13 protein-coding genes and 1 pseudogene are annotated in these 16,099 nt (G+C 72.0%); 7 read left to right on the top strand and 7 right to left on the bottom strand.

Annotation, left to right across the window (positions count from 1 at the left end; genetic code table 11):
• Positions 1-365: 365 nt before the first annotated feature.
• The 7 genes and pseudogenes from VT85_RS03960 to VT85_RS03985 all read right to left on the bottom strand — a co-directional run bounded on the left by VT85_RS03960 (position 366) and on the right by VT85_RS03985 (position 6,817).
• Positions 366-782 carry a hypothetical protein gene (locus VT85_RS03960; RefSeq protein ID WP_068410825.1) on the bottom strand — a complete coding sequence of 139 codons (417 nt, stop codon included), beginning with the start codon at positions 780-782 and terminating at the stop codon, positions 366-368.
• Positions 783-801: 19 nt separating this feature from the next.
• Positions 802-1,605 (bottom strand): inositol monophosphatase family protein, encoded by an 804-nt coding sequence (locus VT85_RS03965; RefSeq protein WP_068410829.1) that lies wholly within the window; start codon positions 1,603-1,605, stop codon positions 802-804.
• A 78-nt stretch (positions 1,606-1,683) separates the two neighbouring features.
• Positions 1,684-3,303 (bottom strand): hypothetical protein, encoded by a 1,620-nt coding sequence (locus tag VT85_RS03970; RefSeq protein ID WP_082858339.1) that lies wholly within the window; start codon positions 3,301-3,303, stop codon positions 1,684-1,686.
• Between the two features lie 105 nt (positions 3,304-3,408).
• Positions 3,409-4,623, bottom strand: a complete 1,215-nt coding sequence (locus VT85_RS03975; protein WP_068410832.1) for a S8 family peptidase — start codon at positions 4,621-4,623, stop codon at positions 3,409-3,411.
• A gap of 165 nt (positions 4,624-4,788) precedes the next feature.
• Positions 4,789-5,748, bottom strand: a complete 960-nt coding sequence (locus VT85_RS03980; RefSeq protein WP_068410835.1) for a ComEC/Rec2 family competence protein — start codon at positions 5,746-5,748, stop codon at positions 4,789-4,791.
• A 55-nt stretch (positions 5,749-5,803) separates the two neighbouring features.
• Positions 5,804-5,989: pseudogene (locus tag VT85_RS29935) on the bottom strand (DUF3006 domain-containing protein); the annotation flags it as partial.
• A gap of 21 nt (positions 5,990-6,010) precedes the next feature.
• On the bottom strand, positions 6,011-6,817 hold the full coding sequence (locus tag VT85_RS03985; RefSeq protein ID WP_068410837.1) for a hypothetical protein: 807 nt from the start codon (positions 6,815-6,817) through the stop codon (positions 6,011-6,013).
• A 363-nt stretch (positions 6,818-7,180) separates the two neighbouring features.
• On the opposite strand from VT85_RS03985, the gene VT85_RS03990 reads away from it, so the two are divergent.
• The 7 genes from VT85_RS03990 (at position 7,181) to VT85_RS04020 (ending at position 16,075) form a co-directional block, all read left to right on the top strand.
• Positions 7,181-8,167 carry an alpha/beta hydrolase gene (locus tag VT85_RS03990; protein WP_068410840.1) on the top strand — a complete coding sequence of 329 codons (987 nt, stop codon included), beginning with the start codon at positions 7,181-7,183 and terminating at the stop codon, positions 8,165-8,167.
• A 71-nt stretch (positions 8,168-8,238) separates the two neighbouring features.
• Positions 8,239-9,369 (top strand): N-methyl-L-tryptophan oxidase, encoded by a 1,131-nt coding sequence (gene solA / locus VT85_RS03995; protein WP_068410843.1) that lies wholly within the window; start codon positions 8,239-8,241, stop codon positions 9,367-9,369.
• A gap of 20 nt (positions 9,370-9,389) precedes the next feature.
• Positions 9,390-11,516: an alpha/beta hydrolase gene (locus tag VT85_RS04000; protein WP_068410846.1), complete on the top strand. Its 2,127-nt coding sequence runs from the start codon at positions 9,390-9,392 to the stop codon at positions 11,514-11,516.
• A 160-nt stretch (positions 11,517-11,676) separates the two neighbouring features.
• Complete coding sequence (gene hisS, locus VT85_RS04005) at positions 11,677-13,047, top strand: histidine--tRNA ligase (protein ID WP_068421354.1); 1,371 nt, start codon at positions 11,677-11,679, stop codon at positions 13,045-13,047.
• Complete coding sequence (locus tag VT85_RS04010) at positions 13,044-14,624, top strand: ATP phosphoribosyltransferase regulatory subunit (RefSeq protein WP_068410849.1); 1,581 nt, start codon at positions 13,044-13,046, stop codon at positions 14,622-14,624. Before hisS ends, VT85_RS04010 begins: the two co-directional genes overlap by 4 nt.
• The gene (hisG, locus tag VT85_RS04015) at positions 14,621-15,679 is read left to right on the top strand and encodes an ATP phosphoribosyltransferase (RefSeq protein ID WP_068410852.1); all 1,059 of its coding nucleotides are present in this window, start codon (positions 14,621-14,623) and stop codon (positions 15,677-15,679) included. Before VT85_RS04010 ends, hisG begins: the two co-directional genes overlap by 4 nt.
• 24 nt (positions 15,680-15,703) lie before the next feature.
• On the top strand, positions 15,704-16,075 hold the full coding sequence (locus VT85_RS04020; RefSeq protein WP_156512665.1) for a response regulator: 372 nt from the start codon (positions 15,704-15,706) through the stop codon (positions 16,073-16,075).
• The last annotated feature ends 24 nt before the right edge of the window (positions 16,076-16,099 follow it).

Here is a 16,099-nt window from a genome sequence, read left to right on the forward strand (position 1 = left end):
GAGGCAGGCCGCGACGTGGGGGGGACGACTCGAAAGCGGAAGGCGTCGGCCCGGGCCCCCCTCCCCGTACGTCCCCCAGCGTGACCGCTCGGGGAGATTCAGGTCGAGAGGCCCGGTCGCAGGCTCCTGATAAACCGGACTGACGATCGAGTGTGGATTCCCCGGCTGTTTCTTGCCGGCCGCGGTAAGGTGAAGCTCGGAGATGCAATCGCTGCCGCCGCAACGCGACAAGGTCCTAAAGATCACGTCCAGCCTGTCCCCGGCCGAGGGCCGAGAAAACCGACGACCGGCCGCCCCGAGGGGAAGCCGGCTGTTGCAGGTAATATAACGCACGGATCGCGGCCCGTCGGAGAAAGCGTGGGCGGTCAGGTCCCGGGGGCGGCGCGGAGCATCGTCAGCTCCTTGTCGCGACGGAGTTTGCGGTGCGTGGCCTCGCCTTCCCATTCGACCTCCTCGGCCTCCAAAAAGGCGATCGCCGAGGCGACGACGCCGGCCGCCGCGGGGACCCCCAGTTCCACGTGACGCACCACGATCCCGGCGTAGCCGAGCCGGTCGAGGTCGTCCCAGAGGTCGCGGTTCGATCCGGCCTCGTCCTCGAACAGGTCGAGCGCGGCGGCGAGGGTCTGCTCGTTCGCCAGCTTCTTCTGGACGTCCTCGAGGCTCAGCGGGCTGCGATCGTCCATCAGCTCGTCGTAGGCGTCGCCGTGGACGCGCTCGAAGGCCCGGTCGAGCGCCTCGTGGGCGTCGTCGTTCTCGTAGCTCTTGATTCCCCAGCATCCCATCGTCGACGGTCCCGTCCGGTCAGGAGAGTTTGGGCGCGGGGTAGGGCCGCGCCGATTTGAGCATGGCGTCCAGGAGCCGCGGCGGGGCGACGAACGTGGGGACGGCGATCGGCGTCCGCATGACCACGTCGGTGGCCTCCAGCCGGCCCTCTTCGAGCGTCCCGAAGACGCAGCCGGCCTCGCCGGCGATGACCACGCCGGCGGCCACGTCGTGCGCCTGCTCGCCCAGGAAGACGGAGGCCTTGAGCCGGCCGGAGGCGACGAAGACCTGCTCGCAGCAGGCGCTCCCCAGGTCGCGGAGCCGGCCCGGCATGGAGCGCGGGTCGACCTTGCGCATGGCGTTGGTCCCCAGGCAGACGTTGTCCTGGAGGTGGAAGGCGTCGGCGTCCTTGACGCGCAGGCGCTCGCCGTCGCGGAAGGCGCCCTGGCCCTTCACCGCCCAGTAGAGCTCGCCCAGCGGCGGGACGGCGATCACGCCCAGCACCGGGACGTCGGCCTCGATCAGGCCGATGCTGACGGCCCACAAGGGGAGGCCGTGGACGAGGTTGCCGGTCCCGTCGATGGGGTCGATGGACCAGCGTCGGGGGCCTTCGCCCCCCTCCGGGGCGTATTCCTCGCCGGTGAGGAGATCGTCCGGGAACGCGGCGCCGAGGCGGGCGCGGATGAACTTCTCCAGGTCGTTGTCCAGGTCGGTGACGTAGCTGTTGTTCGCCTTCTCGACCGGGGTCACGCTTCGCGACCGTTTCAGGGCCAGTTCGGCGGCCTCGCGGGCCAGATCCTTCACCAACTCCAGTTCCCGGGTGTAATCCGTCTCGTCCCTCATGTCGACTCCACGTGGCTCCTTCGCTCCTGGTCCCGCATCCGTCGCCTCATCTTCGGCTCCGGGGCGGTCGGCGGCAAGTCACAAATCCCAGACCCGATTGCCGTCGAGGAAGCAGGAGACGATGCCGTCCTCGCTGATCTTGAGAACCGGGCCGAATCGGCTGGCGACGATCGCGGCGGTCGTCCGGGCGCCCTCGGCGGTGTCGCGCGAGGGGGTCCGGTGGCCGTCGCCGGGGGGCGAGAGGTCGTGCCGGAGGATCGCGCCGAAGGACAGCAGCCGCCCCTCGCCGTCGACCGCGAGGGCGCCGTCGAGCGAGGCCAGGGCCTCGACGACCGAGGAGTCCAGCGTCAGCAGCGACCGGCCCTCGGCCAGATAGTGGATCGAGCGCTTGGACGGGGAATCGCCCCGCCCGGCGCCGGGGCCGCGAAAGCCCGGGATCGCGAACGAGGCCGGGATCTCGCCGACCGCGCGTTCGTCGTCGACGACGTGGAGCGTCGGCCCGCCGGGCTCGATCGACGTCGGCTCGGCGTCGTCCTGGTCGTCGCGCCGGTAGTCGAGGACGTCCTCGGGGGCGATCAACCGGCCGATCACCTCAGCGGGGACGGGGACGACGACGAGGAGTCCCCCCTTGCGCTCCTCGGCCAGCTCGAGGGCCGTCTGGAAGAGGACGCGCGCGAGTCGGGGGTCGGCGAGCGACTCCCGCCAGAGGGCGAACTTCGACGCCGGGTCGAGCACCCGCCAGCGACCGTGGGCGAAGACGAAGGTCTGCATCCCGCCGGCGAACACCTTGATCTCCTGATGCGGGCTCAGCACCAGGCAGACGTGTCCTCCCGCCCGCGTGGCCCGGGCGTGCGCCTGGTAGAGCCGCGCGCAGGGGACCTCCAAGCCGCCGTCGTCCGGCTCGGCGCCGGCGGTGGCGCCGTCGCGGTCGACCCATCGCCGGACGTCGACGACGTCGGCCATCCGGCCGTCGCGGTCGACCAGGAAGAGGGTGCGGCGGCCGTCGCAGAGCCGGTGCAGGCTCTTCAGGCTGGTCAGCTCGACGCCGAACGCGAGGGCCCCCGGCGGCGCGGCCGACTCGTCCGCGACTGGCGACGGCCCGAGGATCAGGGCCCCGGTCGTCACGCGGCGGTTCTCATAGGTGGACAGGGCCATCGTGCGGAGCGTCAGGATCGCCTCGGCGACCCGGCTCGGCGCCGAGGCCGCCGGCGCGTAGGCCGAGGGCTCCAGGCAGGCGGCGACGTAATGGTCCTCGGGCATCCCTCGCAAGAGCTGGAGGATCGACATCCGCGATCGGCGGAACAGGATCTGGTAGTTGAGGTCGAGCACCGAGCCCATCGCCCGGATCAGCCGCAAGTCCTCCTCGCCCAGCCCGATCGGCCCATCGGCGACGATCCGATACCACGATCCGAAGAGCGAGACGGCCACCCCCCGCTCCCGGCCCTCCCGAGGCCCCTCGACCATCATGCGGAAGTCCATCCCGCCTCCGGGACGGCTCCGCGTCCGGGGGAATCCCGGTCGCGCCGGGGCGTCGGCGTCCAGGGGCTCGACCCGGCAGCCGGGGAAGAACGATTCGAGGTCGCGGAAGAAGACCCCGACGAACACCCGGACGAAGGTTCGCGGGTCGCGCAGGGCTCCGAAGCGGCGATCTTCAGGCCCGCCGGGGAGCGGGGCCGAAGGCTGGATCGAGAGTGACATCGCCGGCTCCTCCTTGAGCGTCCTCGATGCGCGTCGCCCTTTCCGGACGGGCCCGGCATCGTACTCGCACGCCCCCGCCCGGGGAAGGCCGATCGCCGGATCGGCTCACGACGCCCCCGCCGCCCGCATGCCGACGAGGTGGGAGGCCGGGGTCGCTCGCCAGACGGGCGCGACGGCCGCGCCGCGAAGGCCCCGGGCGACGGCCGGACGGAGGCCGCGGGCGGCGATCCGCCGGGGACTCGCCTGGGAGCCGGCGACGTACACGTCCCCGTTCGGCCCCGAGCCCGCGACGCCGACGGCCCCCGCCGCGCTCACGAGCCCTCCCGTCGTCGTCCGTCCGGTCAGGCTCGCCAGGGGGCGGGCGGTCGCCTTCACATGCTCGACGAGGCGTTCGGCCGACCAGTCGGGATGGAGGCCCGCGACGAGCGAGACGACGCCCGTGGCGAACGGGACGGCCATCGACGTGCCGGAGAGCGTCGCGTAGCGGGACCGCGATGCGAACGTGCTGTAGATCCCGACGCCGGGCGCGGCGACGTCGACCGTGGTCGCGCCGTAGTTCGCGAAATCGGCCAGGTTCCCGGAGGAATCGACGGCGGTCACGACCAGGATGTTGGGGAGATCGAAGGCGGCGGGATAGACCGGGCGGAGGTCGTCGTCCGACGCCTCGTTGCCGGCGGCGGTCACGACCACCACCCCCCTGGCGTCGGCGTAGGCGACGGCGTCGTAAAGCGTCTGGCTGTAGGTGTCGGTGGCCCAGCTCGCGTTGACGACCTTCGCCCCATTGTCGACGGCGAAGATCAGGGCGGCCGCGGCGACTTCCGGGGTCCCGCCCCCTCGGGAGTCCAGGACCTTCAAGACCATGATCCGGGCGTTCCGATCGACGCCGACGATCCCCCGGCCGTCGTTCGCGGCGGCCCCGAGCACCCCGGCGACGTGGGTGCCGTGGCCGTAATCGTCCTGGACGTCGCCGGAACCGGCCACGAAATTCCAACCGTGGACGGCGCGACCCCGGCGCGACGCCGTGGGGTTGATCCAGAGCCTCCCCCTGAACTCGGGGTTGTTCAGGTCGATCCCCGAATCGAGCACCGCGACGATCGTCGAGGAGGAGCCGGCGGTCGTCCGCCACGCCTCGGGGGCGTCGACGTCGACGTCGGACCGGTTGTTCAGGCCCCATTGCAGGCCGAACTGGGGGTCGGTCGGGTAGCTCGGCTGGACCGTCGGGAGGCCGACCGCGCTGCTGAGGACCACGCGAGCGTCGAGCCGCTCGACGAGCGGCTGGGCCTTGCGCGAGACGCGCCGGGCGGCGGTGCGGCGATGCATGGTCGTGATGTCTCGTCTCGGGTGTCGTTTCCGGACTGGTCGCGCCGATTTTAGCGATCGCACGCGTTCTTCGCCAGGATTATGGCGTCGGCATGCCTGCGTGACGACCCTCGGCTCGCGGGTGGGAGTCGCGAGGCGTTGGAGCGTCGGCGATGTGGCGGGGGATCACCGTCGGCGGGAGGATCGCGCGCCGACGCGTTCGGAGGCCCCGTTTGCAATGCGGGAGTCGTCGCGAGGAGAGCGACGGCGGGCCAGGGAGGAGGAGACGAGGTTCCAGGTCTCGCCGTCGCTGACCAGGGTGATCGTCCCCCACTGGTCGGTGCGGACGAGGGGGATCTGGGTCGCGCGGAGCAGTTCGAGGGTCTCGGAGTGGGGATGGCCGTAGCTGTTGATCTTGGCCACGCTGACGACGGCCATCTCGGGACGGACGAGGTCGAGCCACGAGGCGTCGGTGCCGTTGTGGCTGCCGTGATGGGCCAGCTTGAGGACCGAGCAATCGCGGAGGAGTTCCGGGCAGTTGGCCGTCCACCACCGTCGCGAGGGGGGCTCGCTGTCGCCGGTCATGAGCATGGAGAAGCCGCCGTACTGGAGGCGGATCCCGATCGAGTTGTCGTTCTCCTCCTTGGGGTCCTCCGGGGGCTGGGGGAGGATCGTGAGGCTGACCGAGCCCAGCTCGATGCGACGGGGCTTGGAGGTGGGGACGACGGCGGTGACGCCCTCGGATTTCACCGTCTGGAGGAGCTTGAGGTAGCTCTTGGAGGTGTGCGAGGAATTGGTGGCGACGAAGTACCTGGGGCGGAACTCGCGGACGACCGTCTCCATCCCGCCGTGGTGGTCCAGGTGGTGGTGGGTTACCACGACGATGTCGATCGCCTCGATCCCCTTGTCCCTGAGGAGCTGCGCCGCGCCGTCTCGGGTCGGGCCGGCGTCGATGAGCGCGGTCTTCCCCTCGGGCGAGCGGACCAGGATCGCGTCTCCCTGGCCGACGTCCAGGACGTCGACGGCCAGGATCTGGGCGGACCGGGACCGGGAGGGCCATTGCGCGTAAGCTGGCGCGGCCAGGCCGACGATCGCGACCGTCAGCGTCAGGAGGGCCAGGAATCGGCGGCGAACGAGGAACTTCACAGCGAGATGTCCCCTCCGGGGTCGGTCGCCTCGAGTTCCCCTGCACCTTCTTCGTCTCGGCGGCGAGCTTCCGGGTCGCCTCGTCGTCGCGCTCGAAGGTCACGGTCAGGACGTCGCCGGGGGCGACGCCTTCCGGGAGCCAGGCGCGGGGGGCGTCGCACGACGCGCCGTCCTCGGAGACGAGGACGGCGATCGACTTGTCGCGACCTTCAAAGCGATCGACCGAGAGCTGGACGGTCACGGCGGGGCCTCCGTCGGGGGATCAGCGGATGATGATCGGGCCTTCGGCGACCTGGGCGGGGAGGTCGGGACCCCTCCGGGCAGGGGCGGAGGCGGGGGCGGGCGCATCGTTCCGGAGCGGCCGGTCCGGCCGCCGGGCGGAATCCCCGGTGCGGCGCGAGGCCAGGACGATGCGGTTCCGCGGGGAGTCGGCGCCGGGGCGGACGCGGCCCTCGGGCTCCAGGGCGAATTCCCCCGAGCCGAGCGGGAAGGAGTCCACTTCGCGCCGGGCCATTCGGAAGGACCGGGTCGAGAAGAGGCCCGCCTTGCGGTCCCAAACTTCGACGAGGAACCGGTCCCCCTTCCGCCACTCGATCTCGAACGGCCGGTTCGACCAGTGGGCCGACAGTTCGTCGCGGCCGACGACCGCGAGGTTCTCGCCGAACGTCCGGCTCTCCCAGACGACCGATTCGGCCCCGTCGACGTCGATCCGCCGGACCTGGGCCTGGATGTCGACCGTGCGGCCCGGGGTGAACGCCTTGGGGTCGAGCTGGACGGAGTCGATCCTCACCTGGTAGACGCCCGGCCGGCTCGACGACTCCGCGAACATGCCCTTGACGGTCTCCCCGGCCGCCCCGACCGGGTCCCTGAACTCGGACGCCCGGCCGGGCTCGTCGGGCTGGCCCAGGAACATCGCGATGATGGGCTGGAGCTGGGGGTAGTCCTTGCAGAGCCAGCCGCCGATGCCGGCGCTCCCCCCGGTGGCGGCCATCACGACGAAATACAGAATCCGGCGGAGCAGCGCCGACCGCTCGGCCGGCGACCGCCGCCTCTTCCTTGATTTGCTCACGAGCGTGGAGCTCCCGTCCCTGGCTGCTGGATCACGCCGCGCATCCCGTCGCGGCGGAGCGGCCGTCCCTGGTAAATTCGACAAAACGCCGCCGGGTCGGGCCGAAATGACAATCCGACCGGGCGAGTCGATGCGGAGTCGTGGGCGAACGCCGCTCTTTTAGCAGGCCCCGTCGGGGGGTCAAGGCGAGTTGGCCGCCGCTCCAGCGGGTCGCGGACCCCTTGTGGCCGCTGCAATCGGACTCATCGGCGGGCCGGAGAGAAAACTTGAGGAATTCCCAAGGAGCTTGGAACGGCTCGTGCTCTTTATGTCGATTCGCAACGCCGGCCTGCGTCGGCGGGCGATCCACCCCGAGGCGTCCCCATGAGCTGGTCTCACCGCCCTCCCGTCGTGGCCCTGTCGGCCCTGACCCTACTCGTCGCGCCGCTGGCCCTCGACGGCTTCGAGCGGCTGCGCGACCGGATGGCCGCACTCTCGTCGATCTCGCATCGGCCCGATCGGGCGGGGCTGCGGTACGGCCCGTTCGAGCGGAACGTGCTGGACCTCTGGCTCCCAACCGGCCCGCTCGTGGGACCTCCCCGCCCGGCCCCGGTCGTGATCTTCTTCCACGGCGGCGGATTCCTGGGGGGCGACAAGTCGAGCGTGCCGGCGTGGCTGATCCGGCGCTGCCGGGAGCGTGGGATCGCAGTGGCCTCGGCCAACTACCGGTTCTCGCGCCAGGCCCCGTACCCCGCGCCGATGCGCGACGGCGGCCGCGCCGTCCAGTACCTGCGTGAGCATGCGGTCGAGCTGGGGATCGACGGCGACCGCATCGCCGGCTCGGGGAACTCGGCGGGGGCGGGGATCGTCCTCTGGCTGGCCTTCCATCCCGACCTGGCGGACCCCTCGGACCCGGATCCGGTCGCTCGGCGGTCGTCCCGCCTCGCCTGCACGGCCGTCATCGGCGCGCAGACCTCGTACGACCCCCGGTTCATCAAGCAGCGGATCGGCGGGAGGGCCGCCGATCACGTCGCGATCCGGCCGTTCTTCGGGCTCGCGCCGGGGGCGGATCTGAACGACCCGGCCCTCGATGCGCTCTATCGAGACGCCTCGCCTTTGACCCACGTCGGGCCGGGGGCGCCGCCGGCGTTCCTGGCCTACTCCGAGCCCAGGGCGCCGCTCTCCGAGGACGACCCGCCGGGCCGTGGGATCCACCATCCCGAATTCGGCGTCGCGCTCAAGGAGCGGCTCGACCCGATGGGGATCGAGTGCGTTCTGGTCCACGACGACGACTACCGCGATCGTCCCGACCCCGAGGACGGCGTGCCGCGCGACTTCGTCGCGTTCCTCGCCCGCCGCCTGGGGCTTTGAACGCCCCCCCGCGTGAGTTAGGCTGACGAGGCGTCGCATCCCTCGCCAGTATCCCCCGCGAGCCCCGCCGCATGGAGTCTCTCGTCGCCAGGAACGTGATCGTCGGCGCGGGGGCGGTCGGATCGGCCGCCGCCTACCACCTGTCGCGTCGGGGGGAGCCGGTCGTCCTGGTGGAGCAGTTCGGCCTCGGGCACGCACGCGGCAGCTCCCACGGCGCGGCCCGGATCACCCGCCACTCCTACGCCGATCCCGATTCCGCCCGGCTCATGCCCGCCGCCTTCCGCGCCTGGCGCGAACTGGAAGCGGACGCCGCCCGCGCGTTCTACGTCAGCACCGGGGGCGCCTCGTTCGGCCCGCCGGGGGTCGGCTACGTCGACCGGGTCGCCGCCAATCTCGCCGAACTCGACGTCCCGCATCGCACGATGACCGGCGACGCCTGGAACGCCGCCCAGCCTACCTTTACGCTCCCGGCGGATTATGAGGTCGTCTTCGAGCCCGACGCCGGCGTCCTCGCCGCCGCCAGGGCCCAGGAGGCGATGATCGAGCTGGCCCGACGCAGCCCGTCCACGCGGATCCTGGCCGAGACGCCGATCCGCCGGATCGACCTGGAAGGCGAACGGCCGGTGGTCGTCGCCGACGGGCTGACGATCGAGGCGGAGCGGCTGATCCTGGCGGCCGGCTCGTGGATCGGCCGGCTCGTCCCGGAACTCGCCCCGACGCTCCGCCCCACCCGCCAGCAGGTCCTCTACTTCCGCCCCCGGGACCCATCCCCATTCCAGGTCGGTCGGTTCCCGACCTTCATCCACATGGGGAGGACGTCGGACGAGGCGTTCTACGGCATGCCCGAGTTCCTGGGGACGGGCGTCAAGGTGGCGCGGCACGACGGCCCCGACGCCGATCCGGACGCGCCGGACTCGACGATCACCGACCCTTACATCGCCCTGATCCGAGGCTTCCTGGCGGAGCACCTCCCCTCGCTGGCCGGGGCCGAGATCGTCGCCACCGAAACGTGCCTCTACACCGTGGCGCCCGACGAGCGATTCCTCGTCGACTTCCACCCGGCCCGCCGCGACGTGATCGTCGCCAGCCCTTGCAGCGGGCACGGCTTCAAGTTCTCGATCCTCGTCGGCCGCGCGATCGCCGACCTGGCGGTCGCCGGCGAGTCCGACGCCGCCTTCGACGTCTGGAAGCGTAGACCCTGACCCCCCCGGAGCCCGCCGCCATGACGACCCGCCTCCGAACGACGACGCTCCTCGCCGCGATCCTGGCGACGTGGGCGACTTCCGCCCTGGCCGACGATCCGATCCCGCCGCCGCTGAAGGCCTACCTCGACGCCGAGGCGGGCCGCCTCGCCGCGCGGCCGCTGCTCGGCGTCCAGACGGCCGACGAGTGGAAGGCGCGACGCCCCGAGTTCCAGCGCCGGCTCCGCGACATGCTGGGCCTCGACCCGCTCCCCCCGCGCACCGACGTCAAGCCCGAGGTCCGGGGCGTCGTCGAGCGTCCGGACTTCGTCGTCGAGCGGCTCGTCTTCCAGTCGTCGCCCGGCCTGTACGTCACGGGGAACCTGTACCGGCCCAAGGTCGTCGAGAAGCCGCTGCCGGCGGTGCTCTACGTCTGCGGCCACGCCAACGTCGAGAAAGACGGCGTGATCTACGGCAACAAGGCCCATTACCAGCACCACGCCGCCTGGTTCGCCGCCAACGGCTACGTCTGCCTGGTGCTGGACACCCTCCAGCTCGGCGAGGTCCCCGGCCTCCACCACGGCACGTATCGCGAGGGGATGTGGTGGTGGCAGTCGCGCGGCTACACCCCGGCAGGCGTCGAGGTCTGGAACGGCATCCGGGCGCTCGACTACCTGACCTCCCGCCCCGAGGTCGATCCCGAACGCCTGGGCGTCACCGGCCGGTCCGGGGGCGGGGCGATCTCGTGGTACCTGGGCGCGGTGGACGACCGCCTCAAGGTCGTCGTCCCCGTCGCCGGGATCACCGACCTGCACGACCACCTGATCGCCGGCAATCCCAAGGTCGCCCACCCGGCGGGGGTCGTCGACGGCCATTGCGACTGCATGTACTTCGTGAACACCGACCAGTGGGACCACACGATGCTCGCGGCGCTCGTCGCCCCCAGGGCGCTTCTGGTCGCGAACACCGACGTCGATCCGATCTTCCCCGAGGCCGGCGTGCGGCGGATCTTCCAGCAGTTGGAGACCGTCTACGGCTGGTACGGCGCCCGCGAGAAGCTCGACCTCGTCGTCGGCAAGGGGGGCCACGTCGACACTCCCGAGATCCGACACCCCGCCTTCGCCTGGTTCGAACGCTGGTTCAAGGGCGATTCGGCGCAGTCCCTCGCCGCGATCCAGGAACCCGACCGCGCCGTGCCGATCGAGCTTCTCAAGGTCCTGGAGCCCAGGAAGCCCCTCCCGGCCAACGTCAACGACACGGTGCACGAGTCGTTCATCCCCCTCGCCGCCGCGCCCCCGGTCCCGAAGGACCAGGCCGAGTGGGAGGCCCTCAAGGCGACCTGGCGGCAGGCCCTGGAGGCACGATGCTTCGCCGGCGACGCGCCGAACGCAGACGCGCCCGTCGTCGTCGATCGTCCCTATCAATCGCGCTCCGGGGGCGAAACGACCGAGATCGCGAAGCACGGATTGGCGGTCACGGCGTACGACTACTGGATCGAGGCGCAGCCGGAACGGAAGCTGCGCATCTGGATGTTCCACGAGCCTGGCCGCGCCACGCCCACGGGCGGGGTCGAGCTGGTCGTGCTGACGCCCGAGGATTGGGAGAACTACGGACCGCTCATCGACGCCTTCGAGGACAAGGACGGCGACCCCTCCACACTTCCCGGGTTCGCGGCGACCGAGTTCGCGGCGCTCAAGGCGCGGCCCGAGGGTAGCCCTCGTCTCGCCCTCGTCGCGCCGACGGGCGTCGGCCGGACCGCCTGGCCGAAGTCGAAGGACGTGTCGGTCCGCCGCCGCTTCGGACTGCTCGGCCAGACCGTGGACGGCGTCCGCGTGCTCGACGTCCGCCGGGCCGTCCGCTGCATGACCCCATCGGACGGCAAGCCCCTGACCCTCGTCGGGCGGGGCGAGGCCGCGGCCCTCGCCCTCTGGGCGGCGGCGTTCCGGGACGACGTCTCGAAGCTCGTCCTGATCGACCCGCCGGCGACCGTCCGCGACGGCCCGGCCTTCCTCAACCTGGGCCGCATCCTCGACATGCCCCAGGCCGTCGCCTTGCTCTTCCCGAAAGACGTGCGGATCGTCGGCTCCCCCGCCGCCTACTGGGAGTGGCCCCGCACGCTGGCCGAACGACTTGGCGCGGCGAAGCCCTGGCCGGAGATCGCGCCCTGACGCGGGCTTCGGGTCGCGGCGGCCCGTCGCGATTGCCGGGATGGGCGTCGTTCTGCTAGTCTGGTTCCGCGCGAACGCGCGGAATCTTCGTCGCAACTTGTTGAGGGCGGTCCGCCTCCGGTCGGTGAACCGGGGCGGGGCCGCGATAGGGCAGAAGCCGATGATCGACCCCCGGGTGGCCAGCGGGCTGCGAGACCTGCTCCCCGCCGTCATGATCCCCCGCGAGCGGATCTTGCAGACGTTTCGAGAGACCTTCGCGTCCTTCGGCTTCGTGCCGATCGAGACCCCGCACATCGAGCGGATGGAGGTCCTCACCGGCAAGGGGGCCGGCTCCGACGAGGTGCTGCGGCAGATCTTCGAGGTCACGAACAAGGGGGGCACGCCCGGCGAGCTGGCCCTGCGGTTCGACCTGACCGTGCCGCTGGCCCGGTTCGTCGCCCGGCACATGGACGAGGTCGGCGTACCGTTCAAGCGGTACGCCATCGGGTCGGTGTTCCGGGGCGAGCGCCCGGCCAAGGGCCGGTTCCGCGAGTTCGTCCAGTGCGACTTCGACACGATCGGCACCGACAGCCGGCTCGCCGACGCCGAGACCGCGCAGATGATCCACGCCGCCCTCGCCGCCGCCGACGTCCCGCCGTTCACGATCACGCTCAACAACCGCAAGATCCTCGACGGCCTCCTGGAGACGCTGGACCTCTCCGATCGGTCGGGGCTGGTCCTGCGCTCGCTCGACAAGCTCGCCAAGATCGGCCGCGACGGCGTCGCGACGGAGCTGCAACGCCCCGCCGAGGCGGCGGGCGCGGGGCTCGACGCCGACCAGGCCGCGCGGATCCTGGACTACGCCGAGGCCGGTCGCGGCGACGCCGGGGTGCTCGACGCCGCCGAGTCGGCGCTGGGCTCGAACGCCAGGGCCGCGGAAGGGATCGCCGGCCTTCGCACGATCGTCCACCTCCTGGAAGCCGGCGGCGTGCCCAAAGACCGGCTGGCGATCGACCTCGGCCTGGCCCGAGGGCTCGACTACTACACCGGCGTCGTCTTCGAGACGACCGTGGACGGCTGGGAGAAGTTCGGCAGCATCGCCTCGGGCGGCCGGTACGACGACCTGGCGAGCCTCTACACGAACCGCCGACTCCCCGGCGTCGGGGCCTCGATCGGCCTCGACCGGCTGCTGGCCCTGCTCGAGGAGGCCGGGGCGCTGAAGGCGGCCACGTCGACCGCGCCGGTCCTGATCGCCAACTTCCCGGGGACCGACCCGGCGGTGGCGGTCCGGCTGGCCGCGAGGCTCCGGAAGGCCGGGGTCGGCTGCGAGATCTACCCGGAGCCGATCCAGGTGGGCAAGCAGATGGGCTACGGTTCCAAGCACGGCTACAAGCTGGCCGTGATCGTCGGTCCCGACGAGGTCGCCGCGGAGGTCTTCAACCTCCGCTCGCTGGAGACGCGGCACGAGGACAAGGGGCTGGCGTGGTCGGTCCTCGAAGACTCGGTGCGAGGGGCCCTGGAAGTCCTCGACAACGGGAGGCTCCCCTCATGAGCGGGCTCCCTTCGAACGTAAACGAAGCCGCGACGGCCGGGTCGGTCGCGACCGAACGCCACGTCGGCCAGGTCCGGGGCACGCGAGACCGGCTCCAGGCCGACTACGCACGTCTGCTCGGTTACGAGCGGACGCTGCTGGACCGTTTCGCCCGCGCCGGCTACCGCCCGGCGCGGACGCCGATTTTGGAACTCTCGGACCTGCACGAGCGCAAGAGCGGCGCGGGGATCGTCGGCAAGCTGTTCGAGGTCTCGGGCGCCGGGACGGCGGGCATCTGCCTGCGTCCCGAGCTGACCGCCGGTCTGGTGCGGGCCTACGTCGAGGCCGAGGAGCCGCCGGCGCTCCCCTGGCGGGCGAGCGTCTCCGGCCCGGTCTTCCGCTTCCGGTCCACGGGGCGGGGGCTCGACCGCGAGTTCGTGCAGACCGGCGTCGAGCTGATCGGCGCGGGGGGCCCGGCGGCCGACGCCGAGCTGATCTGGCTCGCCGACTGGTCGTTGCAGGCCCTGGGGGTCGCCTCCCCGAAGATCCGGGTCGGCCATGTCGGCCTGATCCTGGAACTTCTGGGACGGGCGGGACTGCCGGCGGCGGCGACGGCCGCGCTGGTCGAGTCGCTGAGCGAGGCCGCCAGCGAGGGGAAGGGGGTCCATGCCCTGGAGGCGGCCCTCGACCGGCTGACGACCTGGCTGGGATCGAGCGGGACGGCCGAGGAGGCCGCCGCGGCGTTCGCCACCCCGGCGGCGGCCCCCGAGCCGGCCGTCGACCGCCTGTTCCGCCACCTCGTCCCGGACGTCGCCGGCCGCCGCTCGGCCGGCGAGATCGTCGGCCGCCTGCGCCGGAAGTGGGCCCTGGAGCACTCGCTCCACGACGCCCTGGGCAAGGTCCGCGACCTGGTCCGCGACCTGGCCGACCTGCGCGGCCCCGCCGCCGAGGTCCTCGACCGGCTCGACCGCCGGTTCGCGGGGCTGGCCCCCGAATCCACGGCCGCGATCCGCGAGCTGGCCGCCATGCTGGAAGACCACGGCGTCGACCTCGGCCGGGTGGAACTCGACCTGGGCTTCGGCCGGGGGATCGGCTTCTACACCCAGATGATCTTCGAACTCTCCGTCGACACCCCCGACGGCCCCGTCGAGGTCTGCGGGGGCGGCCGGTACGACGGCCTGGCCCGCGTGCTCGGCGGTCGCGACCGCGACGACCGAGGCGCGGGGTTTGCGTTCGGACTGGAGCGGCTCGACCAGGCCCTCAAGGGGGCGGGGGAGGGCGGCGGTGGGGCGATTCCGCCGGAGGTCCGGGGCGTGCTGGTGACCGGCGGCGGCCGGGGCCTCGGCCGCGAGGCCGCGATCACGGCCGCGTTCCTCCGCGAGCGGCTCGACGCGCCCGTGGTCCTCGCCGATCCGGGGCCCGCCGCCGCCGAGGGCTACGCCCGCGGCCTCGGCCTGGGTCGGATCGTCGCCGCCGGCCCGGACGTCGAGGCCTGGGACCTGGACCCCAACGCGCACGGCCTCCGTCCGATCGAGGGGGGCGAATGGCTTGAACAGATCCGGGGTCGGCTCGCCGCGGCCCGGAGGGAAGTCCGATGAACGCGAGTCCGATCGACCCCATCCGCCTGGCGATCCCCTCGAAGGGGCACCTCTACGAGGGGATCATCGAGATCCTCAAGACGGCCGGCTACAAGGTCCGTCGCGCCAGCGACCGCCAGTACGAGGCGACGATCTCGGGCCAGCCCCGATTCCACGTCGTCTTCATGCGGCCGACCGACATCGTGCTCCAGGTCCAGGAGGGGCGTTGCCACCTGGGCGTCACAGGCATGGACGTCTACGCCGAGCAGGCCTTCGAGGCGCAGGAGGCGGCGGTCGTCGTGCCCGACCTGGGTTACGGCGGCTGCCGGCTGGTCGTCGCCGTCCCGGAGAGCTGGGTGGACGTCGGCCATATCATGGACCTCGTCGACCTGACGGCCGAGTTCAAGGCGGCCGGCAAGACGTTCCGGGTCTCGACGAAGTACCCGGCCCTGGTGCGGCAGTACTTCCGCAAGTGGGGCATTTATTATTATCAGTTGATCGATTCCGAGGGCGCGCTCGAGCTTCACCCGAGCCTGGGCATCGCCGACATCATCGTCGACCTGACCAGTTCCGGCGTGACGCTCAAGGACAACCGGCTCCGCGAGCTGGCCGGGGGGATCGTGCTCGACTCGGCCTCCTGCCTGATCGGCCACGCGCCGAGCCTGGCGGCGCTGGTCGCCGAAGGCAAGACCGGGCCGCTGGCTCTGCTGCTGGACGCGATGGACGGCGTGCGGCGTTCCGAAGGGCTGCTCCACCTGGAGGTCGTCGGCTCGCCCGCCGCGCCGGGGCCGGGTCCGGAGACGGCGGCGGCCGTGACCGAGTACCTGCGAGGGCAGGGGGCCCAGCACCTGGCCCGTGGCGAGGTCTGGGACGATCGCGGCCTCCCCGGCTGGCGGGTCACGGCCCTGGTCGCGGCCAAGAAGCTGACGGCCTGCCAGCGCGCCCTGTTCGAGCTGGGGGCGAGCCGGATCGTCGGCCTCCCGGCCCAGTTCGTCTTCGACCGCGACGCGCCATCGACGTTCGACGACCTTCGCGAGCGGCTCGCGGTCCCCGCCGGAGCGGCCTCGCGCGACTGAAACGACCGACCGGGAGGGCCCCGCGTGCGACCGACCCGCGTGCTCATCGTGGACGACAACCGCGACGCGGCCGACCTCGCCGTGATGGTCCTCAATTTCGAGGGACATCAGGCGGAAGCGGCTTACAACGGCCTGGACGCCCTCCAGGCCGACCGCCGCTTCCGGCCCGACGTCGTCCTGCTCGACATCGGGATGCCGGACATGGACGGCTGCCAGCTCGCCGAGGCCCTCCGCCGCGAGTCCCCGCCCCCGCTGTTGATCGCCCTGTCGGGCCTCGCCGACGAGGTCGCCCGGGAGCGGTCGCGGGACGCGGGCTGCGCCAGGCATCTGGTCAAGCCGGTCGACATCGAGGTCCTGCTCGCGCTCGTGGCCGCCGCCCCCGCCCGCGAGCCCTGAGCCGCGTCGGTCCCTTTCGGTGCT

This window comes from Planctomyces sp. SH-PL62 (assembly GCF_001610895.1).
GTDB lineage: Bacteria > Planctomycetota > Planctomycetia > Isosphaerales > Isosphaeraceae > Paludisphaera.

Excerpts from the sequence above, each read along its gene's own strand:
- VT85_RS03960 (WP_068410825.1), bottom strand. The coding sequence starts at position 782 with ATGGGATGCTGGGGAATCAAGAGCTACGAGAACGACGACGCCCACGAG.
- VT85_RS03965 (WP_068410829.1), bottom strand. The coding sequence starts at position 1,605 with ATGAGGGACGAGACGGATTACACCCGGGAACTGGAGTTGGTGAAGGAT.
- VT85_RS03970 (WP_082858339.1), bottom strand. The coding sequence starts at position 3,303 with ATGTCACTCTCGATCCAGCCTTCGGCCCCGCTCCCCGGCGGGCCTGAA.
- VT85_RS03975 (WP_068410832.1), bottom strand. The coding sequence starts at position 4,623 with ATGCATCGCCGCACCGCCGCCCGGCGCGTCTCGCGCAAGGCCCAGCCG.
- VT85_RS03990 (WP_068410840.1), top strand. The coding sequence starts at position 7,181 with ATGAGCTGGTCTCACCGCCCTCCCGTCGTGGCCCTGTCGGCCCTGACC.
- solA (WP_068410843.1), top strand. The coding sequence starts at position 8,239 with ATGGAGTCTCTCGTCGCCAGGAACGTGATCGTCGGCGCGGGGGCGGTC.
- VT85_RS04000 (WP_068410846.1), top strand. The coding sequence starts at position 9,390 with ATGACGACCCGCCTCCGAACGACGACGCTCCTCGCCGCGATCCTGGCG.
- hisS (WP_068421354.1), top strand. The coding sequence starts at position 11,677 with ATGATCGACCCCCGGGTGGCCAGCGGGCTGCGAGACCTGCTCCCCGCC.
- VT85_RS04010 (WP_068410849.1), top strand. The coding sequence starts at position 13,044 with ATGAGCGGGCTCCCTTCGAACGTAAACGAAGCCGCGACGGCCGGGTCG.
- hisG (WP_068410852.1), top strand. The coding sequence starts at position 14,621 with ATGAACGCGAGTCCGATCGACCCCATCCGCCTGGCGATCCCCTCGAAG.